This is a genomic window from Methanosphaera sp. DEW79 (assembly GCF_003266085.1).
GTDB lineage: Archaea > Methanobacteriota > Methanobacteria > Methanobacteriales > Methanobacteriaceae > Methanosphaera > Methanosphaera stadtmanae.
This window is the reverse complement of the sequence record NZ_MUZW01000013.1, coordinates 1-26487: the sequence shown is the minus strand read 5'-3', so window position 1 is coordinate 26487 and position 26487 is coordinate 1. Positions and strand designations below refer to the sequence as shown.

Genomic DNA, 26487 nt, shown 5'->3' with positions numbered 1-26487 from the left:
TAATCGAATATTGATTATTTAATAATAAACTTTAAAAATTAATAGAGAAATAATTAATAATATACTAGATATATTCAAAGAAAAAAGGGGAGGGACACATATAGTACAAAAATCATTACAAAAATTAGGTATTTTGGGAATAATAACATTGATAACATTTATAATAAGTTTCTTTAGTATAACTTCAGACCAAAATATTATGATTGGATTGTTTTCTATTAATTTTCTAATTATAGGTCTTGTTAGTACATTTATTATTTATCCTAAAACTAATACTAAACAAATAATTCGAAAAATTATATTAATATTAGGTTTTGCTATTATTTTCTCATTAATAAGTGCTATAATCACAATATACTTCATGCAGTTAACAATGACCAGTATCTTGCTTGTCATGACTATTATTTCAATTATACTCATACTAATTGCAGTTTATAGAACAAAACATGATAAGGATATTTTTAATATTAATATAGATATTGAAAATTCAACAAAAAAATCTTTATATGTTATTATAATATTAGGTTTAGTTACACTTGTGGGAATTTTAATACCACCATTCAATATTATTCCAGTTTGGTATGGTCTATGTGCACCATTTGTTGCATTTATTCCAGGATATTACATATTAAATTCATTACTTCCTAAAAAAGATGAATTAACACTACTTGAAAGAGTTGGAATTGCAGTATTCTTAAGTTTAATAATAACTTCAACAATAGGCCTAATTCTCTATGGAGTAGAAAGTAGTATTAACATGGCACATACATCAATTGTACTTATAATTCTTACATATATCATAATAATACCAGCATATCTTTCCAGAGTTAAAAAAGTCAACAATAACCAAAGATACACTCATCCAAAAATAAATAGAGCCTTACTATTTATAACAATCATTGGATTGTTAGCATTAATTCTTGTAGGTATTACAATAACAACAGAAAATTTAACAAAAGGAAACACTACATTTGTTGTTGAAGGAATTAATCAAACAGCAGGTAGTGATGGTTATATCAATATGACAAGTAATGAAAATATAACAAGTCAAGTTAATATTACAAATCATGAAAATAAAAAAATGAGCTATACAATGAAAATTGAAGTTCATAATGAAACATCCAAGGTCTTATCAGAGGAAAAAATCACATTAAAAGATGAAGAATCTAAAGTAATACCTGTGAATTTAACTATGACACCAGGACGTAAGGATATACAGTATGTTTTATACACACAACGTGGACAACCATATATTAAACGTCATTTATATGTCAATGTAATATAAAAAAAAGTAATGTTTGTAGGAGAATAATTTTATTTTCCTACAGCATGATATTCAAAGTCTAATTTTTTCATATAACTATTTTTATACTGATTTCTGCCATCAAATATTATGTTATTTTTAAGTAGAGATTTTATTTTATTAAAATTAGGACTTCTAAATTCTTTCCACTCAGTAACTAAAATCAAAGCATCAGCATCTTCTAAAACTGAATACTTGTCACTAAAATAATTTACATCCAAATCTTTAAAGTAAAATTCTTTAGCAACATCCATTGCCTTTGGATCATAGACATTAACTTTTGCTCCCATTTTTAGAAGATTTTCTACTATTATAATTGATGATGCTTCTCTCATATCATCTGTTTCAGGCTTAAATGCCAATCCCCATAGTGCAAATGTTAATCCTGATAAATCTTCTCCAAATATATTAATTATCTTATTTATTAAATAATATTTCTGATTATGATTTACTTCTTCTACACTTTTTAGTAGTACAGGATTTAATCCATTGTCTTGTGCTGTTTTTATTAGAGCTGTAACATCCTTAGGAAAACAACTTCCACCATATCCACATCCAGGATATAGGAAACTATGACCTATTCTTGAATCACTACCCATACCTCTACGTACATTATCAATATTTGCACCGATTTTATCACATATATTTGCCATTTCATTCATAAAGGATATTCTATTTGCAAGCATTGAATTTGATGCATATTTTGTCATTTCTGCACTACGTACATCCATTATTATCATTCTTTCATGATTTTTAGTAAATGGATCATATAATTCTTTCATAATTTCTGCTGCAGAATCATCATCTGTTCCAACAATAACCCTTTCGGGGTGCATAAAATCATTTACTGCTGTTCCTTCCTTTAGAAATTCTGGATTTGAAACAACTGTTACCTTGTAGTTTTTATTTCTTTTATCAAGTTCTTTATTTATTATTGTTTCAACTTCATCTGCTGTTCCCACTGGAACTGTTGATTTATCAACTACAATTATGTCCTGAGTTATTGTTTGTCCTATTTGTTTTGCAACCTGTCTTACATATCTTAAATCTGCACTTCCATCTTCACCCATAGGTGTTCCTACTGCTATAAAACAGAGTTGTGAATTGGATAGACCTTCAAATAGATCTGTTGTAAAATGTAGGTTTCCATTGTTGTAGTTATGTTTTATTAATTCTTCAAGTCCTGGTTCATATATTGGTATTATTCCTTGTTTTAGGGATTCTATTTTTTCTTCAATAACATCCACACAGTATACTTCATTTCCCATCTCTGAAAAACAAGTACCTGTTACTAATCCCACATATCCTGTCCCAATTATTGTAATATTCATGTAATTTCCCTCCATTTGAATTTAAGACTTTATCTTACATATTATGAATCTGTTATTTTCAAATACCTTCTCAGTGTTCGTTAGTTTTATTTGATCGAAGTTGTTTTCAGTTATTTCCTTGGTAAAGTAATAGGATGGATAATAACTTCCATTTACAGAGATTACCTCCAGATTACTATAATCTGAGGAATTATTTACAACGAGTGTTTTATCATATATAATATAACCTATCTTTTCATTATTAAATGTTTTTAATGATGATTTTTGTGATGATTTATTTGTATATACATCAAATTTATAATGTAGTGGAATTTCATCTATACTTGATACTACTGTACCAAAGAATTGGTTGTTTGTAAGTATTGATTTGTTTTGTGTATCTTCATTTTTAAACCAATTTATTACTTCTTCTTCATCTGATGTAGGTGGAGCTATTTGATAATCACCTATTTGGGTGGATGCTGATGTAATCTTTGCAGAATCATCATGTATTGACATATATCCACAACCATATGATAGAATTATTAAGAGTAATATTAATATTACACCTTGTTGTTTTTTATTAGTATTTATCAAATACCCGTATATCTTTGAAACACCATATCCTCCAAGTATAACAAGAGGTATTATTAGATAAATAAGCATTCTAAATGTATACACAGGTATTCCAAACCAGTGCATATTACTAAATATAAATGCAATTAATGTCCATGCACTAACAAATAACACTTCCCTATTTCTAAAAGATAAACAAAGGCCTATAAAACCACAAACTAGAGGTAATAGACCTACACATTTTATGTAACGTTCTAATCCCATTGCTTTTTGACCCATAAACAATGAAAGAGGGTCATTTAATACTGAATTAAATCCAGTTATAAACTGAGATAAATGTGATGGGCTATATGTTATTAAAGCAAATACTCCACAAAGTCCAACAATAATTAATGCCAACAAGAAAACCCCATATGATTTAAGTCCAACAAGTTTTCCTTGAATAATACATTGTGCAATCATCAACACTGAAATTAATATCACATAATAGACACATGATGAAAAATGTATTCCCATAAGAGGCAATGTTAAAAATCCAGATATGAATGCATAAATCATTTTATTATCAATAGTTGATTGATAAAATAAATAAACACCTATTATAAACACGATTAATGCTATTGTTTCGGGAATAGGAAGTAGTAATCGTGTAAACATGAAACTAGATACTAATAATATACCAGCAACGATAGCTGCTACCTCATCATACATTTTATATGTAACATATACAATTATTGATGTTATAATAACTGGAGTTATTGTTTGAATTATACGAGCCGTATCAATAAGACTAGTATTTGTAATTGATGAAATAACTATTAACAATATATGAAATAATGGTACATAACCAATTTCCTTACCATTAGGTGCATTTAAGTATGGATCTACTGTTGTGATTCCATAATTAATATATGTTATTGCATAATTGATATGAGTGTATATATCCCAACTAAGTGGCCATTTACTACTAAATAATACAGATAAAGAAAGTATGGCTGCTAGTATTAATGGAATTAGCAAATATTTCTTTTTATTAAAATTTATATTCATAATTATATCAACTTCTTTAGTATGCGTTTTTATCATTTAATAGAGCAGGTAATGTTTTAAAAAAGATACGAATATCCAACATTATAGACCAGTTTTCAACATAATAAATATCATATTTAATTCTCTTTACAATAGATGTATTACCCCTATAACCATTAACCTGTGCCCATCCAGTCATACCCGGCTTAACATGATGCTTTATCATGTATTTAGGTACTGATTCTCTGAATTTATTTACAAAATATGGTCTTTCTGGTCTTGGTCCAATAAGACTCATATCCCCCTTGAAAATATTATAGAATTGTGGTAATTCATCAATACTTGTTTTTCTAATGATTTTACCAATAGTTGTTACTCTTGGATCATCTTTCTGTGTCCATTTTTTATCATCAATATATTCATTTTCAGATTTCATACTTCTAAATTTATATATCATAAATGGTTTTGCATTCTCACCTACACGTTCTTGTTTATATATAATTGGACCTGGAGATGTTAGTTTTATTGCTATTGCAACAATCACAAGAAGTGGAGATAATATTATTGATGCTACAACAACGAATAAAACATCAAATGTTCTTTTTAAGTACTTGTTAATTGAAATATCAAGGGGTAGATAACGAACACTAATTAATGGAATGTTATCCAAGAGCTCAATAGTAGGATGAGATGTTATAAACCTATAATAATCTGGAACTATATCTGCACGGACACCCATCTTTTCACAACAAGCCATTATAGATTCTAATGTCTTATAATGACGTGGTGCAATACTTACAATAACTCTATCAATCATGTGTGTATCTAGTATCGATTCTAAAGTATTTATTTTTCCAATTACCTTAACATCATTAACAGTACCTATTACATTATCATCAAGAAAGCCTATAACTTTATATCCTAAGTATGTGTTAATTTTTATAGTTTCTACAAGATTTCTTCCAACTTCTCCTGCACCAATAACTAGAACATATTTTATATTAAAACCCTTACTTCTAAGTAATCTTAGAAATCCTCTAATAATAGAGCGTTCTATTACTGCTAAAATAGAATTAATTACTAAAAAACTAATTAGAAAATCTGCTGAAACATTTAAAAATTCCACATAACACATTGCTGATAAAAATAAATATTCAAAGAAATTTACTTGTAAAATTTTTGATGATTCTGAAAAAATACTTCTATTTGTTCTTTGAGGTGTGTATAATTTAAATTCATAATATAAGAACAGATAACTAGGTATTAATAATATAAATAGAGAAAGTAGTGTTGTATAATAAAATGATATTGGATACCTATGTTGTATCATTGATGTATGATACAAGAAAAACACTGATATAACCAATACTAGAATATCTAGTAAAACATTACATATATTAAAAACATTTTGATTTTCTCGTATCATAACACAAACTCCTATTATTTTAATATATGTTTTTTATGGATAATAAAAATTATTCAAAAAATAAATAAAAAAAAAGTAAGTACTATATGTGTTGTTTTATGTGAAAAATCAGTAATTTAACATAGTACATAGTCCAAATACCAATATACATTACTAGGTTAATTAATGGATTGTACTTATCCCTATAATGTTTATTATAGAAGATATTCATTGAATTATAGAATTCATATAATAAACGTTTATTTGAACCACTTGCCCCCTTATAATGAATTACTTCTTTTTTACCATAGTATACAACATCATATCCCAATTCTTTAATATTGTAACATAAATCTATATCTTCACCATACATAAAATATGATTCATCAAGTCCACCACATAATTCATACACATCTTTTCTTATTAACATGAATGCTCCAACAATACAATCAACAGAGTATACATCATCTTCATCAAGATATGATAAATTATACTTATTAAATTGTTTACTCATTGGGAATAACCTAGATAAACCCACCATTCTATAGAATGAAACAAGAGGAGTTGGAAAAGATCTTCTACATGCTTTATCAAGAGTATTATCTGGAAGTAGTACTTTACATCCCAGAGCACCAATAGTTTTATCTTTTTTAATAAAATTAAGTGATGAAATAATTGTTTTATCACCTACTACAACATCACTATTAAGAAGTAAAATATAGTCCCCACATGAAGCTCTAAAACCAATATTATTTGCCACAGCAAAACCATCATTGTTGTTATTTGGAATGAATGATACAAAAGAAGTATTTTCATAGTCTTTTATGAGTCTATTTAAACTATCATCACCTGATGCATTATCCACTACAATAATTTCATAACTAATACCCTCAATAGTATCTATTAGTGAATCAATTGCCTGTTTTGTTAGTTGATATGTGCAATAATTAACTATGATAATTGAAAGATCCATTCTCCCACCTTGTTATGATAAATATTTAAAAGTATTTTTTATTAATAATAATTCTAATTTAAGATAATTCTTAAAGGAAACACCTTCTATTTTATCTAATTGTTTTCTTGTTCTAAAACCCTCACATACACCACCAATATAATCTTGACCATAACCTTTTCTATAGAAGTATAAGTATTTAATAACAATACCCATTACTATGAAAATAAAATTAACTATCTTCATCCATAATGATAGATTCTTGTATAATAGATATATGTTGTTTCTTGCAGATATTCTTACCTTAAATGAATTATATTTAGAACCAGATGTTGCACTACCATAGTGATATATAATAGCATCAGCACAGTAGTATGAAGTGTATCCATAGAGTCTTGCCCTTATACTTATATCCACATCTTCAACATAGCTTTCAAAATTTTCATCAAAATAACCTATTTCTAGAAAAACAAGCCGCCTATATAGTGCTGCTCCTGCACATGCCCCAAATACTTCACCACTTTGTGTAAATTCAGATACAGAATGATTAAATCCTCTTTTTTTTGTCCAACCCATGATTGAATATTCATCTCCTGTATCATCAATTAAATTTGGATTATGTTTTTGAATCATTTTAGATGTGACTGAAAAGATTGATGAGTCAGTACTAATTAAATCAAACATGTTTTTAAATGCAGATTCTGTTACAATAGTATCATTATTTAGAAGTAACACATAATCTGTTGTAGCAATTTTTATTGCCTGATTTACAGCATGAGCAAAACCAGTGTTTGTTTTGTTTTCTATTAAAGTAATCTCTGGAAAATTAGTTTTAATATATGTAGTACTATTATCACTTGATGCATTATCTACAATAATAATATCATGAGGTAATGTAACTTGTTTTAGTGATTCAAGTAGATTTGCTAATAATTTCTGATTATTATAATTGGGAATTATAACTGTTATTTTATTATCTGATTTGTTCATTATAACAAAACCTAAAAAAAAGTTTTTTTCTTAAGAAAAATAGAATAGATATAGAATCTATTTATTTCTTACAAATTCAAGGTATTTATCACAGACTTCATTAACTTCTCCATCCATAAGTACTTTTCCATGATCAAGCCATATTGCTCTATCACATAATTCTTTTACTTGAGAGATTGAATGTGATACAAATAGTAATGTAACATCCCCAGCCATCATTTCTTTCATTCTTTTAGTTGATTTAGCCTTAAATGCTGCATCACCCACAGACAATACTTCATCTAATATAAGTATCTGAGATTTTACTGTTGTTGCTATTGAAAATGCTAGACGAGATTTCATACCTGATGAATAGTTTTTTACAGGAACATCAATAAAATCACCAATTTCTGAAAATTCAACTATTTCATCATACTTATCATGCATATATTGTTTAGAGTATCCAAGAAAAGATCCATTAAGGAAAATATTTTCACTACCAGTATAATTATAATCAAAACCTGCTCCTAGTGCTAAAAGTGGTGCTATACGACCATGTACTTCAACAGAACCTTCTGTTGGTTTCATAACTCCTGCTATGATTTTTAATAATGTACTTTTTCCAGCACCATTTGAACCTATGAATGCTACCTTTTCACCCTTATGAATCTTAAATGAAACTCCTTTTAATGCCCAAAATGGCTGAAAAAGAAGTTCTTTTTTCAGTGCTTTAATTACAAATTCCTTAAAGTTATCTGTTTTTTCCTGGCCTAAATTAAATTTCATAGCCACATCTTCCACATCAATAACTACCTTATTTTTATCCAAAACACTTTCCTCCTACAAAATATTTATACATATAATACAAATTTATCCTGAAATTTATATAATAAGAACAGTCCTAATACCAGAAATACAAGACCTGATACTAATGAAATAATCAATGATGATATTGGATATAATGTTCCATACAAGAAACAAGATCTTATACATACAAGCATATGATATAATGGATTGAAGTCTTGTATAAACCTAAATTGTACAGGAACAATACTTGCTGGATAGAATATAGGTAAAGCATACATTAAAACTAGTGTAAGTACACTATATAAATGTTGCATATCTCTAAAGAACACATTTAAAGTTCCCATAACAAGTCCCACACCTGTAGTAAACATTAAAACTGCTAGTATTGGTAAACTTGCAAATATTATATATATTGTAAATGGTACTTTCATTATTAACATTATTGCAAATAAAATTACTAATGATAAAACATAAGTTACAAAATTTGATAAAACTGCTGATAATACATATAAATACTTTGGAACATAAATTGTTTTCCATATACCTGAAGAACTTACAAGTGAACGCATAGCAGCGGTTGATCCTCCCCTAAACAGAGCATATGTTAACATTCCACTAAGATAATATACTGGATAATTAGGAATAGTTTTTGAAAATAATGTTGAAAATATTATTGTTAATACAATCATTGATAATAATGGATCTAGAAAACTCCATAAAATACCTAGAACAGACCTTCTATATTTTATTTTAATATCTCTTTGTACTAATTCACTAAGTAAGGATTTATACTTGTAAAAATTAGTAATTTTTTCATATATATTATTCATTCCCATATTATAATGCTCCACGTCATTATACACTGAAAAGAGAATTAAACAATTCATATTAAAGCATTAATAATAAATATGTTTAATAATCCAATTAATTATTAGATATATTATTCTAGTATATTATATATTTCTATATTTAAATAATAAAAAAGAAGTAATAATAAGTAGTTTTTCAAAAAATAAGACATATACCTATTACTTTAACATATAAAATAAAAAAAGAAGAATTGAATTAATCAGTATATTTATGTATATAGAAGTTAAGAAGACTTTTTAATTTAGTTGCTCTGTGTTTATAGGTGTGTTTTTCAAGTATAATTTCCTGTATCTCCTGCACTATTTTCTCTTTTTCATGGGTATGTTCCATATAATAATTAAGTTTATCTTGTAATTCTTCCTTTGAATGATATTCAGGTATCATACCATTAAATAAATCAGTATTTCCCATTGTTCCATTCGTAAGTACTAAACATCCAGATGCAAATGCATCAAATACACGACTATTTACTGATCCCCAGCCTCGTGTAACATGATTTGCATCATCAAGTACTATCTTTGTAGAAGCATAAACCTGTGGAATATCATCATATTTTATAAAACCCTTATGATACTTTTTAAGACTTGGAATCTTATCCCAATTTGCTCCATATAAATTAAATGTATAATCTATATTATCAGGACAAAGAGCCGATATAATCTCTCTATCTGACTTCCAATAACTTCCAGTAAAACAGTAATCACAAATATATTCATTGTTAGGTTGTAGTTTTTCATTGAAAATAGTTGAATCTGTTGCTAGTGGATAGAAATATACTTTTCTATCTATTTTTTCTCCAATAACACCACATGCTTTTTTACTACTTGAGAGTATTATGTTATAATCATCAAGATATGAGAGTTTCATCCACCTTTCAAACCAGTTACGTATCCATGCTACTTTTATGAGTGATTTTCTATTTGATTCTATTTTTCTTAGATTATATCTATCAAGCAAGGATATTACAACATCAATATCATCATCTAAATGATACCAATTTCTCTCATACTTTGAGGGGTGCTGTGATAAGAATTTAATATTCCATCCAAAATCTTTCAAGTTATGTGCAAGTGTTATTGCTGTGAAAAAATCTCCGGCTGTTGTTTCACAGACACTTTGTGTAACAACTAATGCTACTGTTAATGCCTTATCTGAGAAGAGATAATTTGCATATAATTTATCTTTTAATAGATTATGTAAGATGTATTTATTCCATGTGTTGATAAATATTTTTTTATCCCTTTCAAATACATCCACATCATGATTTTCAAGACAAAAATGATATAACATTACTTTTGGATTATAATAGTTTTTATAATCTTTTTTATGTAGTCTTAAACATAAATCTATTACTTCATAAAATTCAACATAATTCTCATTAAATCCACCTACACCCATAAGTACTGATTTTTTAACTAAAAATGCAACTGATGAAGTTGCTATTACTTCACATTCTTCTTCATCTGCTGTATAATATCTTCTTCCATCATTTTTATTGTATGTTTCTATAAGGTTATTTTTTTCCCTAAAATAGATTCCTTCATGTGCAACTTTATAACTTTTGGTTCTATTGAGTTTTAATTCTGGATAAATTAAACGTGAACCTACAACACCTACATTTTCTTTTGTAAGCATTGTATTTACCATATGATTTAAAAATCCATCGAAGGGTATAGTATCATCATCAATAAATAATAAATATTCACCCTTAGATTTATGTGATGCCTCATTTTCTGCTTGTGTTAATGATTTATCTTCACAGGACACTAAAATAACATCTTTCTTATTATCTATGTATTTTAAAAGATCATCTTTCATGTTATGAATTATAATTAATTCATAGTTCGAATAATATGTATCCAGTGTAGAAAATGTGTTTAATAGATTTAATAGATAGTTTTTATGTGTTGCTTTAATAATTATTGAAACTAGAGGTAGTTTTTTGTTTAATGGTATTTCATGGGATTTATTATCATTTAATATTTTTAAAGATACTTCTTTCCTTTCCTGTTTTGATAGAACTTTCTTATTTTTAATGGAACTTTTTAAAACAGAGGATACTTTGTCTTTAAAGATGTTTTTTGAATCAGATACTTCATTTCTAAGCTCCCTTATTCTTTCTATATCCTCATCAAATATGTGTGGTATTTTCAAGATAATTACCTCCAATTATTCATAATTATGTATTTATTATCTAATATTAGATTTAATAAATAGTTCTGTGTTACATTATGTATGTTATTATTAATTAATTTAATATATCATTAGAATGTAAATATATTTTAATAATATTATTCAAAGAAGTATATATAATAATATATAGGATGATTATATGGTTTCAAAAAAGAAAATAATATTACTGGCCATACTTGCTATTATTGTAATATTTGGAGTATATTTATTTCTAAATTACCAGCAAGGACAAGAAACATTTAAAGGAGAGCATAACATACTCATACTATGTAGTGATCCTTCTGAAAATAGACCTGGTGTAGGTTCAGTTGATATGGCATTTGTTGTTAATGTTAATAATGGAAAACTGGGTAATGTGACACCAGTATATCCAGGAGGTCTTGCTCATCCAACATTAACTCCAACACCTGATATGCAAGCAGAAGGCCTTACAAGATGGTATTTACATGACTCACTATGGAGTAGTGACTTAGAAAACGGGACAAAGATTGCACAGGAAATTGTTGAATATCATACAGGTATGAAAACAGATATGGTTTTAGTAGTAACACCAACAGCAATTGATGCTATGATTAATGCAGTAGGTCCTGTATATTCAAATGGTCAGTTGGTTGAAAATGTAAGTTCTATTGATTTTTTAAGAGAAGATCAATCAAATAATGGTGCAACTCGTGGAGATGCTATAGAAAACTTAGCACAGGGAATTATTGATTCTGCTAAGAAAAATAACAATAAAGGAGCTCTTATTCAAGCAGGAATTGAACAGTATAGTCAAGGAAATATAAAAGCTGTTCCAGCATCTGAATTTGCACAATTTATATCCTATTCTGGATTAAATAATCTTTTAGGTTAGATTAATTAAACCTAACTATTACTTTTTTTTAGAATATATTTTATAACTTTTAATAATTACAACTTATTTATAAAAAATATATTTAAATCAAGAACATATTCTATATATATAACTAAATACACATACCATGTGATGAATATGATTATAAATAAAAATGTCATATTAAACTATGTAAATGAAATAAAAAATGAAAATACAAGAAATACCTATTCAAGTTGCCTAAATCTATTTCTTAAATTCATAAAAAAAACAGAAAATACAAATATAACTCAAGACAACATATATCCAACAATATATAAATACAAATCATTTCTTCTAAAACGATACATACATCCAAAAACCATAAATCAACAACTTATAATTGTAAAATCATTTTTCAATGATTATACAGACATCTATGTGGGAAAATTAAAGCTTTTAAAAACAAAAGAAAAACCCATAAATTATCTTACACCTCGAGAAATTAGTATTATTCTAGAAGATACAACAAACACTCTAGACTCATTAATTATAAGACTTCTTGCATATACAGGTATTAGATTAACTGAAGCTTTACAACTTAAAAAAAGACAATTAAAATATAAAACATCAGAGGGCCATGTTATAATAACAGTTAGAAGAAAATCTAAAGAACGACATATGATAATACCATCCTCTCTTGCACAAGACTTAATAAAGTATTCAAAGTATCATATAACATACATCTTTGAATCAGAAAGCCCTGTGGAGCCCATACTAAAGCCATACCATATACAAAGAAATTTCAAAATACTTGCACAACAATTGGATGCTAAATACAATACTACATTCTATTCTAAAAATCTTAAAACAAGATATATTAGAAATTCATATATTATGCATGGAATAGATTATCTTGATTTACTTTTTGCAGAAAATTATGATGATTATAAATACATAACATCCATACCACAAAAAGAATTAAAAAAAGAAGATATTATTGAGAAGTTCTCAAGTATTGGAGAATATGCTAAATAGATATGCTTCCAGCATATACTTTTTTTTATAGCTGTTGTGCTGCTAATTTTGCATCATAAATAGCATCTTCTTCATTGATTGTTAATAATTTCTTATCTTCTAGAAGTAGTTGTCCATCACATATTACTGTATCAACATCACTACCTAATGCTGAGTATATTATGTTACTTAATGGATTTCTAACAGGTATCATATGTGGAACATTCATATTAACAAGTACAATATCTGCTAGTTTACCTTCTTTTATAGAACCTGTATTTATACCTAATGCTCTAGCACCATTCTCTGTTGCCATATTGAATGTTGCTTGTGCTGGTAGTGTTTTTGCATTCATAGTATTTACTTTCTGTAGAAGTGCTGTTAGTTTCATTTCACTAAACATGTCTAGATTGTTATTTGAAGATACTCCATCAGTACCTATTGCTACATTAATATCATTTTTAATATATTTACTAACTGGTGCAATACCTGATGCTAATTTCATATTACTTGATGGATTATGTGATATGGATACTTGTTTTTCTTTAAGAAGTTTCATTTCATTATCTGTTGTCCATACTCCATGTGCTGCAATAGTATTTTCATCAAGTAAATCTATACTATCCAAATATTCAAATGGTGTTTGATTTCTCTGTTTTTCTAAATCATTTACTTCTTGTTGTGTTTCTGAAACATGTATATGTAATTTTAGATTATGTTTATTAGCTAATTTTTTAGATTCACTTAATAATTCCTTAGAACAAGTATATGGAGCATGCGGTGCTACTGCTACTTGTACTCTACCATTAGCAGTATTGTGTGAGTTTTTTATAAGATTTTTTGTTGCTTTAATTTCTTGTTTTCTTTTTTCATCATCAAAAAGATCAATCATACCATAACCTAAAACTCCCCTTATTCCTGATTCTTCAACTGCCTTTGCAGTTTCTTCCATATAGAAATACATATCATTAAAAGTTGTTGTACCTGTTTTTATCATTTCAGCCATTGCCAACTTTGAACCAGCATATACTAATTTTTCATCCAGTTTTGCTTCTTTAGGCCATATATAATCATTAAGCCATGTTTGTAATTCTTCATCATCACCTACTCCTCTAAGCAGTGTCATTGCCACATGAGAGTGTGTGTTAACAAGGCCAGGCATTGTTATCTTATTTGTTCCATCAATAACTTTACTTGCATCAGTCACTGATAAATCATTACTTATCTCTTCAATAGTATTATCTACAATTAATATGGATGCTTTTTTTATTTTATCTGATAAAATAGTGGTATCTTTAATTAATATACTTGTTGTTTCACTCATACATAATCCTCATTTTATTGTTATAAAATAGTTATATAATACAATCTAATTATTTTTATAGTTATTTTTCTAATAGAAAAATATGAGTTATTATATTAAAAATAAAGATTTAAAGAGAAGATACCTATTTTAACTTATAAATTATGGTTTTTATTGATTTAAAATCAATTTAATTTTTTAATACTTTTTTTAAAAAGCATATTAGATAATATTATATAAAATAACAGAAATAATATATAAGTATAATATTATAGGAGTGAAAAATAAAATGACTTTTAACCCACCATCAGATGTTATGATATATGACACCACTCTAAGAGACGGTGAACAAACACCTGGTGTTACGATAACAACTGATGAAAAAATAACAATAGCTGAAAAATTAGATAAACTTGGAGTAGATGTTATCGAATTGGGTTTTCCTGCAGCATCACTTGGTGAACAAAAAACATTTAAAGAAGCAAGTAAATTAGGATTAAATGCTCAAATTAGTGGTCTTGCCAGAGCATTAACCAAAGATATTGATAAAGCAATAGATGCTGATGCAGACTATATTCACACATTTATAGGAACATCACCACTCCATAGGGATTATAAATTAAAAATGTCCAAGGAAGAAATTCTTGATAAAGCAGTTACTGCTGTTGAATACATTAAAGACCATGGAATTATAGCAGAATTTTCATGTGAAGATGCTACAAGAACTGAACTAGACTACCTACTTAAAGTATTTGGTGCTGTACAAGATGCTAAAGTAGATAAAATCAATGTACCAGATACTGTTGGTGTTACAAGACCTGGAAAAATGAATGAATTAATTACAAATCTAAGACAAGAAATTAATGTACCAATTAGTGTACACTGTCACAATGACTTTGGACTTGCAGTTGCAAATACACTTGCTGCTATAGAAGCTGGAGCAAAACAAGCACAATGTACAATAAATGGTCTTGGAGAGAGAGCAGGTAATGCTTCACTTGAAGAAATTGTAATGTCCTTACATAAATTCTATGACATAAATACAAACATCAACTCAAAATTACTTGTAAATACCTCCGAAACAGTTTCAAGAATTACTGGAGTTAAAATGCCACCTAACAAAGCAATAGTTGGAGAAAATGCATTTGCTCATGAAGCTGGAATACATGTACAGGGAATTCTTGCAAATAGTGAAACATATGAAGCTTTAAATCCAGAAGAAGTAGGACATAAAAGAAGAATTGTTCTTGGTAAATTAACAGGAGCTAATGCTGTTAGAGCAAAACTTGATGAATACAACATTAAATTAAATGATGAACAATTCAACACATTATTTAGAAAAATAAAATCATTAGGAGATGCTGGTAAAACTATTACAGATCTTGATTTTAGATCTATTGCTGAGGCAATACAAGGAAAACCTACAGAAGAAAGAATAAAACTCTGTGGTATAAGTGTTATGACAGGAGACAGTACACTACCAACAGCTACTGTAAAACTAGATTTAGATGGTGAAATTAAATATCGTGCAGAAACAGGTGTTGGTCCTGTAGATGCAGCATTAAATGCTATACAATCACTTATCAATGAAGTTGTACATATTGAATTAGAAGAATACCATATTGAAGCTATAACAGGTGGAACCAATGCATTAGGTGAAGTATTTGTTATAACTGTTGATGAAAATGGAAATAAAGCTACTGGTAGAGCAACAGATGAGGATATTGTAAAAGCAAGTATTGATGCAATTCTTAGCTCAACTAACAAATTATTAATGCTTAGAAATTAAGTATGAGTTATGGATAATAGAGAAAGAATAAGTCTAAAACGTTAATATTAAATATATTAAGTTATAAACTAATTAATAACTATATAATTATAGTCACTTTATACGGAGGAACTGAAATGGCAGAAGAAAATATTGTATACATTGGAAACAAACCAGTAATGAACTATGTATTAGCTGTAGTAACACAAATGAACAGCGGAGTAACAGAAGTTATACTAAAAGCAAGAGGCCGAGCTATAAGCAGAGCTGTAGATGTTGCTGAAATAGTAAGAAACAGATTTATTTCTGATGTTGATGTAAAAAGCATCGACATAAGTACTGAAGAAATTGTTGGAAACGAAGGAACCTCCTCCAACGTATCAGCAATCGAAATAAGATTAAGCAAATAGATAGAGAAGTATTTTTATAATATTTCTTTTTTAAAATTTTTTTAAAAGATAATACTTTTTTTATTATAATTAATTTTTTTATTTCTCTAAAAAAACTAAATATAGAGTATTTCAACTTATTTTATACAAAAAATACATTTTAACCTACTTTTTATAAATTATAGAACTAAAAACTAATTTTTAAAATATATACTTATTCTCTAATAAATAAAACAAAAATAATTGTAAACTATGAAAAAAATAAATATATTAAAAAGATTTTTCTAAAAATAGATGTAATTACGTATTTTATTTAAAAAAAAATAAGAAAAAGAAAATAAAACTATTTTCTAGGCTTGTTATGTAATTTCTTAATTCCACAACCTACTCCTATGAGTATTATTATTGCTGCTACATAGTAGTATAGATAGGTACTTGTTGGTCCTACCTTTTGATCTGTATTTAATGAGTAGATATTTCCATCTTCTGAAGCTACAAATAATGATGAACCACTAGCTACTGTTGATGCTGAAATACTTCCAGATATATTTGGAATATATCCTGGATTGAAGTTCCATACTTGATTTCCTGTGAATTTATCATATATATTGGTACTTCCTGATGCTGTTCCTACTGCTATGTTGTTACCAAATATTGTTGGTGTTGAATTAATTGCACTTCCTGTTTCAATATCCCATTTTTTAAGTCCATCTCTTAAGTCTAAAGAGTAGAGATCTCCTTGTTCTGTTCCTATATATAGAGAGGAGTGTCTTTCATCTATTGATGGTGATGATGTTACTTTAGAACCTGTATTATATGACCATACTTCTAATCCTGTATCTTCACTTAATGCATATACCTGGTTATCTTCAGATGCTATGTATACATTTCCATTACTTATTGCTGGAGAAGATTTTACATCATCTCCTGTGGTGTATGTCCATTTTACTGAACCATCATTTATATTTAATGCATATACTTTATCATCGTTAGAACCTATGTATAATGTGTCTCCATGAACTACTGGTGATGATTCTACTGAATCTTCAGTTTTGTATTGCCATACAACTGAACCATCATTCCTATTTAATGCATATACATATCCATCATCTGATCCTACATAGATTTTTGTTGAATCTATTGCAGGAGTTGATTTTATTCTATCTCCAGATTTAAATTTCCAGTTGTTACTTCCTGTATTTGCATTATTTGAATATAAGTACCCATCTTCTGATCCTACATATACTGTATCACCTGATACTGTAGGACTTGAAGTTATAGCTCCTTCTGTTTCATATTTCCATGTTTCATTTCCATCTTGTGCATCTAATGCATATAATGTTCCCTTATCAGTTCCAAGATAGATTTGATCTCCACATAAAACTGGAGTTGTTGATACTGCCCCATCTACTTTAACAGTCCATGTTTGAGTAGAAAAGGAAGAATCTTGATTTACATATCCAGTGTGTCTTGGATTGTTTTGAAACATTGGCCATTCTGCTGCAGCTAGAGAAGATAAGCTTCCCATGAGAACACATAATATAATAAAACATACACCTAATTTTTTCATATTGCTTTTCATTATTTTCATACCTCCTACTTAAACATCCCTATTAAATCTTACAATTCCTACTATGAAAAATAGTAGTGCAAATGCTAATAATACTATTAAATCAAATGCTATTGAACCTAATCCTGCACCTTTTAACATTACAGCCCTGAATGCATCATTTGCATATGTTAGAGGTAAGAATAGTGCAATTTTTTGTAAAATCCATGGCATTGTTTCTGTAGGGAAAAATACTCCACATATAAACATCATTGGCATTGCAACTGGCATTACTATTTGAATATAATCTTCTTGTGTTTTTGCAGTAGCTGAAAACATCATTCCAAATCCTACAAAACATAATACTGCTATTAGTATTACAAGTACCAATAGTAATAAATTACCTTTTATCATTACATTAAATAGTAGCATAGCTGCTATTATTAAGACTAAAGCTCTGATAAGTTCTCTTACTACTTGTGATATTATTTTACCTGTTAGTACTGATGATACATTTGTTGGTGTCATAAATAGTCTTGATAATTCTCCACGTTCACGTTCTCCTGCAATACTGTTTCCCATTGTCATCATAGATGACATAAACATTGTCATTGCAAGTACTCCAGGTAATAGGAAATCTATGTAATCTAAATCACCATATATCTTATTAACTTGTAATTTTATTGTTTGTGCTGTTTGTGTTATTGGATTTGTTGTGGTGTTTGCATTTACTTGTTGTGTTCCTACTTTTTCTGATAGTGAGGCAAATATTTGTTCTGTTTTTGGAACTAGTGTTTGTGTTGTCAGTTGATCTGATGAGTCAATATATAAGACTGCATTCTTTGAATTTGAACTTTCAAAGTCACTTGAAAGTATGATTGCTGCTTTAACTTCACCATTATCTACTTTTTCCTTTGCATCATCCGAATTTGTCATTATGTCCTTTATATCAAATGTATCATCTGCTTTTAATGCATTGATTACTTGATCTGTTACATCACCAGATGATTGTTTTACAACGACTACAGGAGTGTTTTCTACTGTTCCTCCCATACCCCATCCACATAAGGCAATCATTAAAATTGGAAATAGAATTAAAGATGCAAATTGAACTTTATGTCTCCATAATGTTAGGAGATCCTTTTTAATCATCCATTTTATCTTATTAATTTCTGCCATTTTTAATCTCCGTTCTTTGTTTTGCAGTGATAGCTACAAATACATCTTCTAATGTAGGATCATTCGTTTTTATTGAAGCTATATTTCCACCATTACTTAAAATAGCTGTTATTACATGATTTACTGAAGTTTCTGAACGTTTTAGGTCTATATTCAAACGACCATTACCCACATGTTTTGCATCTGTTACTACTTCTAAGTCTCTTACTGCTTCAACCATTTCATCAGTAATGTTAGATACCATGACTGTAACTTTTTCATTTTCATCAGTTAATGAAGCTCTTAGATGATTTATTTTTTCTTCATTACCTTTTGTTCCTTCTTCTTCTAATTTTAAAATCATTGAACGAATATTTTTATTAGTTTCTTCTTTTGTTTTTAGTAATTGATCTTTAAGTCCTTGTGGTGTATTGTTTGCTACTACTTTACCTGAATCTATGATATTTATTGAATCACATATTTTATCTACTTCATACATATCATGTGAACATAGAATTATGCTTTTTCCTTCATCATTTAATTCAAGCATTAAATCCCATAATACTCTTTTTGTTGTAGGATCTAATCCTACTGTAGGTTCATCTAAAAATAAGATTTCAGGATTATGAATCAAACTAGCTACAACTGATGTTTTTTGTTGCATTCCACCAGATAATTGATTAACGTATTTATCTTGAGCATAGCTTATATTTACTAGATCAAGTAGGTCATCAATTTTTTTATCTTTAATTCTTTGGTCAACATTATAAAAATCTGCACATAATTCAACATTTTCTCTTACTGTTAAGTCTTTATATAAACTTATTTGTTGTGGTACCATTCCTATTCTACTTCTTACATCATCAGGATTGGTTGAAACATCAAACCCTGCTACCTTTGCATCTCCACTTGTTTTTTGAATAAGACATGTTAGCATTTTTATTGTTGTTGTTTTACCAGCACCATTTGGTCCTAATATTCCACCTATAGTTTTATCTTCGATGAATAAATTTAAATTATCCACAGCTTTAAAACCATTGTCATAAATTTTTACTAAATCATGAGTTTCTATAGAATATTTCATTTATTCACCCTCATTTTTTTATAAACATGTTATCATTAAAAAGCATGTCATCAAAGAATGAAATTAGCATGTTATTTTCTGGTCGTTTTTTATGCATGAATTGTTTTAGTGAATCTAGCATTTTAAGACCTTTATTTGTAATTTCATACATTTTAACTTTATGATTTCCATTTAATTCTTGAGAACTTTTTATTAAACCATCTTTTTCTAAAGTATGTAATATTGGATAGATTGTACTACTATGTACAGCTTTCTTTCCAGACACATCAGAATGGGTTTTATTTAATATGGACATTATTCCATAACCATGAATTTTTTCTTTACTAATTAACCATAGAATAAAGATATTACGTACTCCTTTTACAAGAGCATTGTGAAATTTGGTATTTAGCATGATTTCTTCAAAATCACAAGAGTTAATATCCTTTTCCACCATATTTTTTGTCCTCCATATCACTAAGTTAATATAACATTTTATAAAATTATTTTCATTTTAAGTACAGATTAGTATATATAATATTTTATATATAAACTTTTTTACATATATAAAAAAATATACAATATTATTAAAGTATTTATAAAGTAAATTCAATAGTATTAATTATTTAATAATAAGTGGCTAAAATATGATAAGTGAAGTATATTTCACTAATATGACTTCGAATAATCCCAATGATAGTTTACTTCTAAAACTAGAAAGATTATATGAAAGAACTGGTTTTTCATTTCTTATTAGTGAAAATGATAAAGTTGCAATAAAGACACACTTTGGAGAAATAGGAAATACTGGATATATACAACCACAATATGCCAGAAAAATAGTTGATGCATTAAAAAAACTCAATTCAAAACCATTTCTAACTGATACAAACACATTATACCACGCAAAACGTGATAATAGTGTGGATCACTTAGAAACTGCAACAAAACATGGATTTACATATTCTGTTATAAATGCTCCAGTAATAATTGCAGATGGACTAACAGGTTGTAGTGATGTTGAAGTAGAAATAAATAAAAAACTATTTAACAAAGTAAAAATTGCAAAGGACATATATGATAGTGATGCAATGATAGTTATATCCCATGTAAAAGGACATATACTAGCAGGATTTGGAGGAGCACTAAAAAATCTAGCAATGGGATGTGCTTCTAGAAGAGGAAAAATCCATCAACATAAAATTGCAGCACCATTCATATCAAAAATTGCATGTCTTGCATGTAATGTATGTATAGATGCATGTCCAGAAAATGCTATAACAGTAGATACACATGCACATATTAATTATGAAAAATGTATCGGATGTAATGATTGTATAGGTGCATGTCCAAAAAATGCTATAAAACTAAATAAAATTAATTCTGAGGAATTTATTGAATCAATGATGGAATATGCATATGGTTCTGTTAAAGATAAAGATGATAAAGTCTTATATATTAACTTTTTAACAGATATTGCTCCAGATTGTGATTGTAATCCGTATAGTGACAGACCAATTGTTAGAGATATTGGTATTCTAGCAAGTTATGATCCTGTAGCTATAGATAAGGCAAGTTATGATCTTATAAACAAGGAACTTGGATTAATTGATTCAGCACTTGAGTCTAACCATGAAGAAGGTGCTGATAAATTTAAGGGTGTGTGGAGAAATATAGATGGACATATGCAAATAGACTTTGCACAACAATTAAATATGGGAACTAAAGATTATAAGATAGTGGAAATATAGTGATAAACATGAAAGAAATTGAAGAAATAAATAAAAAATTAGAAGCAAATAATTACATTTCTAACAATCAAATAAATACCACATTGTTTCTAGCTTTTATGTTAAAAAAGCCAATACTTATTGAAGGACCGCCAGGTACTGGAAAAACAGAACTTGCAAAAACAATTGCAGAAAGTTTTGACAGGGACTTCTTTAGAATACAATGTTATGAGGGAATAACCTTTGAGCAAGTTGTTGGAGAATGGAATTATCAGAAACAGTTATTATACCTAGAATTAGCAAGGGAAAATAAGGAAGATATGACGATATTTTCAAATGAATTCTTTATACAAAGACCCCTTCTAACAGCATTTAGTAACACAAAACCATCAGTACTCTTAATTGATGAAATTGATAAGGCTGATGAAGAACTTGAAAGTTTTCTACTTCAAGCATTAGGTGAACAGGAAATTACTGTAAATGATTTAGATACATTTGAACTTAAAAATGATTTAATTGTTGTTCTCACATCAAATGCACAACGTACTCTTCTTGATGAAACAAAGGATAGATGTTTATACTTATATATTGATTATCCAGAATATGAACGTGAAGTAAGTATAGTAAATAAGAGAGTTCCCCTTGCTGAGAATAATTTAGTTGATGATATTGTGGAAAAAACTCAGAAAATAAGAAAATTAGACTTATCTAAAAAACCTTCCATAAGAAGTACTGTTGACTGGGTTAGATCACTTATTGCATTGAATGAAATACCTCCAACTAGAGAAGCTCTTGAAAATACATTAAATGTTGTTGCAAAAAATGAGGAAGATAAGGAACGTATTATTAATGAAGTTTTAAATAAAATCTAATCTCCCCTATTTTTTTTTATAATTGATATAACATCACCTATAGAATATATTATATGATCTGCTGAATCTTTTAGCATATCTGGTACATTTTCTCCCTGTTCTAATGTTAATATGCCAGTATTTGCAGCTTCTATAGCTAATTGATCATTTGTATGATTTCCAACCATGTACACATAGTCGCCCCTTCTTTGAAGAGTGTTTACTAGATTGTATTTACCTTCCCTATTTAGAGTACTATACACATTAGACTTGGGTATTTTTAGAATAGATGCTATTTTACTAAGTGACTCTTTATTATCACCTGATGCTATGTAGATTGATAGTGGTGAATTATTTATAAAATTCATAACACGTCTTGTATCTTCAAAAAATACACCACCTGCTGTATATACATATTCAATCATTCCATTATCCATATCAACAATCAATGCACAACCACTTATTATTTCAACATCATAATTTTCAATCAAAGTATTTGTAGCTAAAAATAAGTCATGAAACGATGTTGAATCATTAGCCAATACATCCACAACATCACTTTTTAGGATATTTATTTGTGAATAACTAATTTCAAAATATTCCATATTATCCTTTAGATAATTATATAATGTTCCAGTATGTCTAGATAATTCATTTACAGATTCCTGTAATACAACTATGATTCTACTTTTTTTTTGATTAGCAATACCTATAGTATTTGTTTCATAAATTAATTTATTATGGACAACATCATTTAACACAGTTATTCTTTTAAGAATTGTACCAGCATTATCAAAAACTATTGATTTCATAGAAGACATACCTAATTATATTTAAAAAAAAGTTAAATAATATAAAAAAAATAGAAAGAGGAATTATAAACTTTTTGCATCCTCACCTTCAATATAGAACATTTTCTCATAAAGGAATACTTTCTCTGGACATACAAGCTCACATCTTAAACATGCACTACCATTACAGTAATCAGAACGTATAGTAGCAACACCATCTTCAATTTTAAGTGCACTTTCAGGACATTCATTTGCACATGCTTGACAACTAATACATCCTTCAACCTTACTTTCAAGTTTAGTACCTACCTCTTCAATAATAGATAAACCATTTACTCCAATATCTGGTATATCACTCTCAAATAATCTGTGAATTTCAGGGTCATCCTCTACTTCAGGTAAGTTACCATAGCCATAACTTTCTAGCCATTCATCATACTTCCATAATGGCATGTTTTGTTCACATACAGCAAGTTCTAATCCATATATTTTCTCAAATATTTCAGATGTTGCAAGTGTAATATGGTTTCCCCTCATACCATCAGCAACTTCTTGTAATTCACTTAGTAAGTCGGGATTTTCCACAATATCCCTTGCCATAGAGAGTGATGTGTTACCTATCTGGTAAATATCCCATGAACATGCAGGTATTTGACCTACTGTTAATGATTTCATTGGATCTACATAGAAACCACTTGCACCTGCCATGTATACTGCATCAATATCATCTAATTCAATACCTGCTTCTACACATAATGTTATGTGTGCTGCTCTAAAAGCACCTAATGCTTTACCAATTTCAGTTAAGTCTTTTTCTGATAAGTAAACATCATCTTGTAGATTTATTTTATTATCATCAGTTTTAATATCTGGAATTGAAATAATTCCCTGTTCTGTACCTAAACTGTATGCTGAAATTACACCAGTACCTGTAATACCACGAGCTTGTGTTTGTGGATTCTGTTGTTCTATAATTTCACCTGTAGTTACATCCATTAAGTTACATGCATCTACTTTTAGATCACTGTTAAGTACCATGTTTCTCCACTGATCACCCTCAGCTGTTACATCACAAATTGCTCCAGGGGATGCTAGCATACCACATTCAATTGCCTGACCTTCCATAGCAGGTCCTGCTGCTGCTGAACAAGAAAATATTTCACCATCTATTACAAGTGCTATTTCTGCATTTGTACCAAAATCTGATACTAAGTAAATACCTTCTTTGTCAACAACACCAGATTTAACAAGCATTGCAAGTGCATCTGCTCCTATTTCATGTTTTATTGCTGGAGGTATGTATACATCTGCATCAGGATTAATATCCAAGTCAACATCACCTGGTTTAATAATCTGTGCATTTCTTTTTGGTGGTGTAATTTTCATACGTTCAACAGCATTTGTTCCCCAAAATGCTAAATCTCTAATTTCAATATTTTGGAATAATGATAATTGAATTGGGTTACCACATACCGCAAATCTAGTAATTTTAGATTTATCCACTTCTAACTGGTCAACTACTTTATTTACAGCTTCCATTATTAGTTGGTGTGCTTGTTCTCTACCAACATTCACTGCAAAATGTAAATGATCCATTACATTAGCTCCAGGAATTGGATGTCTTAATGTAACTGTTGTAGAAATTGTACTATTATCTTCAACATTAATAGCTTGTGCTCTAACACCACTTGTTCCTATATCCATTGCTATAGCATATTCTTCTACCATAATCTCATCTCCTTATCTGGACATATATGATTCCACTTATTATTTATAGTAAATTAGTTTAAACATAATATAACTTTTTTACTCTAATTAATTATAGTATCTTGTGTAATATAAAGATTAGCTAAAATATTTAAAATATTAATTATAAAAATAGTACATCTTTAAAAAAGAATTATTAGGAAATATCTTAAAAAATAAGTTTAATTTAAATTAAATTATAAAAAAAGGGAGGTTAGAAGAAAAGAAAATAGTTTTATATCTTCTAATTTGTAGACAAGTTCTAGGAGTATGCTGCTACATATTCTCCAACAATATCAGCATATTCTTTTCTGATGTCTTCCCATGTTTTACCATCATCAACAATTGCATCTGCTAATTTTGGTACGTGATATGCTTCTACACCATAGAATGTTTGTGGTGTTTCTTCTACAAAGTCACGACGTACTGCTCCTCCTCCACATCCAAATGGTGTGTCGAGTCCTGCTTCTTGCATTAATGCTATAATTTTACCAAATGCTGTCATGGTTGTTGTCATTAATGCTGTTGCAGTTACAAGTACTGGTTTGTTTTCTTTTACTGCTTCTACTACTTTAGTGTTAGGTACGTCACGACCAAGGTCTACTGCTTCGTATCCATTTGCATTTAAGAACATTACAATTAAGTTTTTACCAATATCNCTTCTACTGCACAGCAACATACTGTTGCTTTGGAATCTGCTTTGTGTCCGAGTTTTGCTTCACAAAGTGCTACTCCAGACATCATTGCATCTCCTGCAAGCATTAAATCAGGAAGGAAGAATTCACCTTTAGTATATAATGCACTTACACCATCCATACCTTTCATTAAAGCGTTGTTAATAAGGTCTATTGGTTCTTCACCAGCATCTAATGCTTTTTCTACTTGTGCATCACATTC

22 protein-coding genes and 1 pseudogene are annotated in these 26487 nt (G+C 28.5%); 7 read left to right on the top strand and 16 right to left on the bottom strand.

The features are described from left to right. Window positions 1-148 precede the first annotated feature (148 nt). The gene (locus tag BZ132_RS01120; RefSeq protein WP_011405827.1) at window positions 149-1285 is read left to right on the top strand and encodes a DUF1616 domain-containing protein; all 1137 of its coding nucleotides are present in this window, start codon (window positions 149-151) and stop codon (window positions 1283-1285) included. A gap of 29 nt (window positions 1286-1314) precedes the next feature. Here the strand turns inward: BZ132_RS01120 and BZ132_RS01115 are convergent, their stop codons facing one another. The 8 genes from BZ132_RS01115 to BZ132_RS01080 form a co-directional block, all read right to left on the bottom strand. Further along, window positions 1315-2634: a UDP-glucose/GDP-mannose dehydrogenase family protein gene (locus tag BZ132_RS01115; RefSeq protein ID WP_286940184.1), complete on the bottom strand. Its 1320-nt coding sequence runs from the start codon at window positions 2632-2634 to the stop codon at window positions 1315-1317. 21 nt (window positions 2635-2655) lie between these two features. Beyond that, window positions 2656-4239: a hypothetical protein gene (locus BZ132_RS01110; protein WP_286940182.1), complete on the bottom strand. Its 1584-nt coding sequence runs from the start codon at window positions 4237-4239 to the stop codon at window positions 2656-2658. 16 nt (window positions 4240-4255) lie between these two features. Continuing rightward, entirely contained in the window at window positions 4256-5644 is a 1389-nt protein-coding gene (locus BZ132_RS01105; protein WP_286940180.1) for an undecaprenyl-phosphate glucose phosphotransferase, read from the bottom strand. An 82-nt stretch (window positions 5645-5726) separates the two neighbouring features. Further along, window positions 5727-6596: a glycosyltransferase family 2 protein gene (locus BZ132_RS01100; RefSeq protein WP_286940179.1), complete on the bottom strand. Its 870-nt coding sequence runs from the start codon at window positions 6594-6596 to the stop codon at window positions 5727-5729. A 12-nt stretch (window positions 6597-6608) separates the two neighbouring features. After that, window positions 6609-7565 carry a glycosyltransferase family 2 protein gene (locus BZ132_RS01095; protein ID WP_011405822.1) on the bottom strand — a complete coding sequence of 319 codons (957 nt, stop codon included), beginning with the start codon at window positions 7563-7565 and terminating at the stop codon, window positions 6609-6611. 57 nt (window positions 7566-7622) lie between these two features. Beyond that, window positions 7623-8372 (bottom strand): ABC transporter ATP-binding protein, encoded by a 750-nt coding sequence (locus BZ132_RS01090; RefSeq protein ID WP_011405821.1) that lies wholly within the window; start codon window positions 8370-8372, stop codon window positions 7623-7625. Window positions 8373-8395: 23 nt separating this feature from the next. Further along, a complete protein-coding gene (locus BZ132_RS01085) occupies window positions 8396-9187 on the bottom strand; it encodes an ABC transporter permease (RefSeq protein ID WP_011405820.1) in 792 nt (263 codons plus the stop codon). Window positions 9188-9416: 229 nt separating this feature from the next. Then, window positions 9417-11375, bottom strand: coding sequence for a glycosyltransferase (locus BZ132_RS01080; protein WP_011405819.1), 1959 nt, complete (start codon window positions 11373-11375; stop codon window positions 9417-9419). Between the two features lie 178 nt (window positions 11376-11553). Between BZ132_RS01080 and BZ132_RS01075 the strand changes: the two genes are divergently transcribed. Both BZ132_RS01075 and BZ132_RS01070 read left to right on the top strand, forming a co-directional pair. After that, on the top strand, window positions 11554-12267 hold the full coding sequence (locus BZ132_RS01075; RefSeq protein WP_286940176.1) for a DUF4012 domain-containing protein: 714 nt from the start codon (window positions 11554-11556) through the stop codon (window positions 12265-12267). A 138-nt stretch (window positions 12268-12405) separates the two neighbouring features. Next, a complete protein-coding gene (locus tag BZ132_RS01070; protein WP_011405817.1) occupies window positions 12406-13263 on the top strand; it encodes a tyrosine-type recombinase/integrase in 858 nt (285 codons plus the stop codon). A gap of 25 nt (window positions 13264-13288) precedes the next feature. Here BZ132_RS01070 and BZ132_RS01065 read toward each other — a convergent pair whose 3' ends face one another. After that, the gene (locus BZ132_RS01065) at window positions 13289-14566 is read right to left on the bottom strand and encodes an amidohydrolase family protein (RefSeq protein WP_011405816.1); all 1278 of its coding nucleotides are present in this window, start codon (window positions 14564-14566) and stop codon (window positions 13289-13291) included. 268 nt (window positions 14567-14834) lie between these two features. Here BZ132_RS01065 and BZ132_RS01060 point away from each other — a divergent pair, with 268 nt between their 5' ends. Both BZ132_RS01060 and albA read left to right on the top strand, forming a co-directional pair. Then, complete coding sequence (locus tag BZ132_RS01060; RefSeq protein WP_011405815.1) at window positions 14835-16334, top strand: 2-isopropylmalate synthase; 1500 nt, start codon at window positions 14835-14837, stop codon at window positions 16332-16334. 116 nt (window positions 16335-16450) lie between these two features. Then, window positions 16451-16723 (top strand): DNA-binding protein Alba, encoded by a 273-nt coding sequence (gene albA, locus BZ132_RS01055; protein WP_011405814.1) that lies wholly within the window; start codon window positions 16451-16453, stop codon window positions 16721-16723. A gap of 322 nt (window positions 16724-17045) precedes the next feature. Here albA and BZ132_RS01050 read toward each other — a convergent pair whose 3' ends face one another. From BZ132_RS01050 to BZ132_RS01035, 4 genes are read right to left on the bottom strand one after another with little or no spacing between them, the layout of a single operon-like run. After that, window positions 17046-18284, bottom strand: coding sequence for a PQQ-binding-like beta-propeller repeat protein (locus tag BZ132_RS01050; RefSeq protein ID WP_011405813.1), 1239 nt, complete (start codon window positions 18282-18284; stop codon window positions 17046-17048). An 18-nt stretch (window positions 18285-18302) separates the two neighbouring features. Next, window positions 18303-19430 (bottom strand): ABC transporter permease, encoded by a 1128-nt coding sequence (locus BZ132_RS01045; RefSeq protein ID WP_011405812.1) that lies wholly within the window; start codon window positions 19428-19430, stop codon window positions 18303-18305. Continuing rightward, complete coding sequence (locus BZ132_RS01040; RefSeq protein ID WP_011405811.1) at window positions 19417-20493, bottom strand: ATP-binding cassette domain-containing protein; 1077 nt, start codon at window positions 20491-20493, stop codon at window positions 19417-19419. The genes BZ132_RS01045 and BZ132_RS01040 overlap by 14 nt, the downstream gene beginning before the upstream one ends. A 10-nt stretch (window positions 20494-20503) precedes the next feature. After that, on the bottom strand, window positions 20504-20929 hold the full coding sequence (locus tag BZ132_RS01035; RefSeq protein WP_112149290.1) for a PadR family transcriptional regulator: 426 nt from the start codon (window positions 20927-20929) through the stop codon (window positions 20504-20506). Between the two features lie 190 nt (window positions 20930-21119). Between BZ132_RS01035 and BZ132_RS01030 the strand changes: the two genes are divergently transcribed. Continuing rightward, on the top strand, window positions 21120-22223 hold the full coding sequence (locus BZ132_RS01030) for a DUF362 domain-containing protein (RefSeq protein WP_112149289.1): 1104 nt from the start codon (window positions 21120-21122) through the stop codon (window positions 22221-22223). Next, a complete protein-coding gene (locus BZ132_RS01025; protein WP_048059676.1) occupies window positions 22220-23074 on the top strand; it encodes a MoxR family ATPase in 855 nt (284 codons plus the stop codon). Before BZ132_RS01030 ends, BZ132_RS01025 begins: the two co-directional genes overlap by 4 nt. Here BZ132_RS01025 and BZ132_RS01020 read toward each other — a convergent pair. The 3 genes and pseudogenes from BZ132_RS01020 to BZ132_RS01010 all read right to left on the bottom strand — a co-directional run. Beyond that, the gene (locus BZ132_RS01020; protein WP_286940173.1) at window positions 23071-23865 is read right to left on the bottom strand and encodes an HAD family hydrolase; all 795 of its coding nucleotides are present in this window, start codon (window positions 23863-23865) and stop codon (window positions 23071-23073) included. The two genes, BZ132_RS01025 and BZ132_RS01020, sit on opposite strands and share 4 nt — an antisense overlap. A 63-nt stretch (window positions 23866-23928) precedes the next feature. Then, complete coding sequence (locus BZ132_RS01015) at window positions 23929-25572, bottom strand: methylamine methyltransferase corrinoid protein reductive activase (RefSeq protein ID WP_011405806.1); 1644 nt, start codon at window positions 25570-25572, stop codon at window positions 23929-23931. 280 nt (window positions 25573-25852) lie between these two features. Beyond that, a pseudogene (locus tag BZ132_RS01010) lies at window positions 25853-26487 on the bottom strand (B12-binding domain-containing protein); the annotation flags it as partial.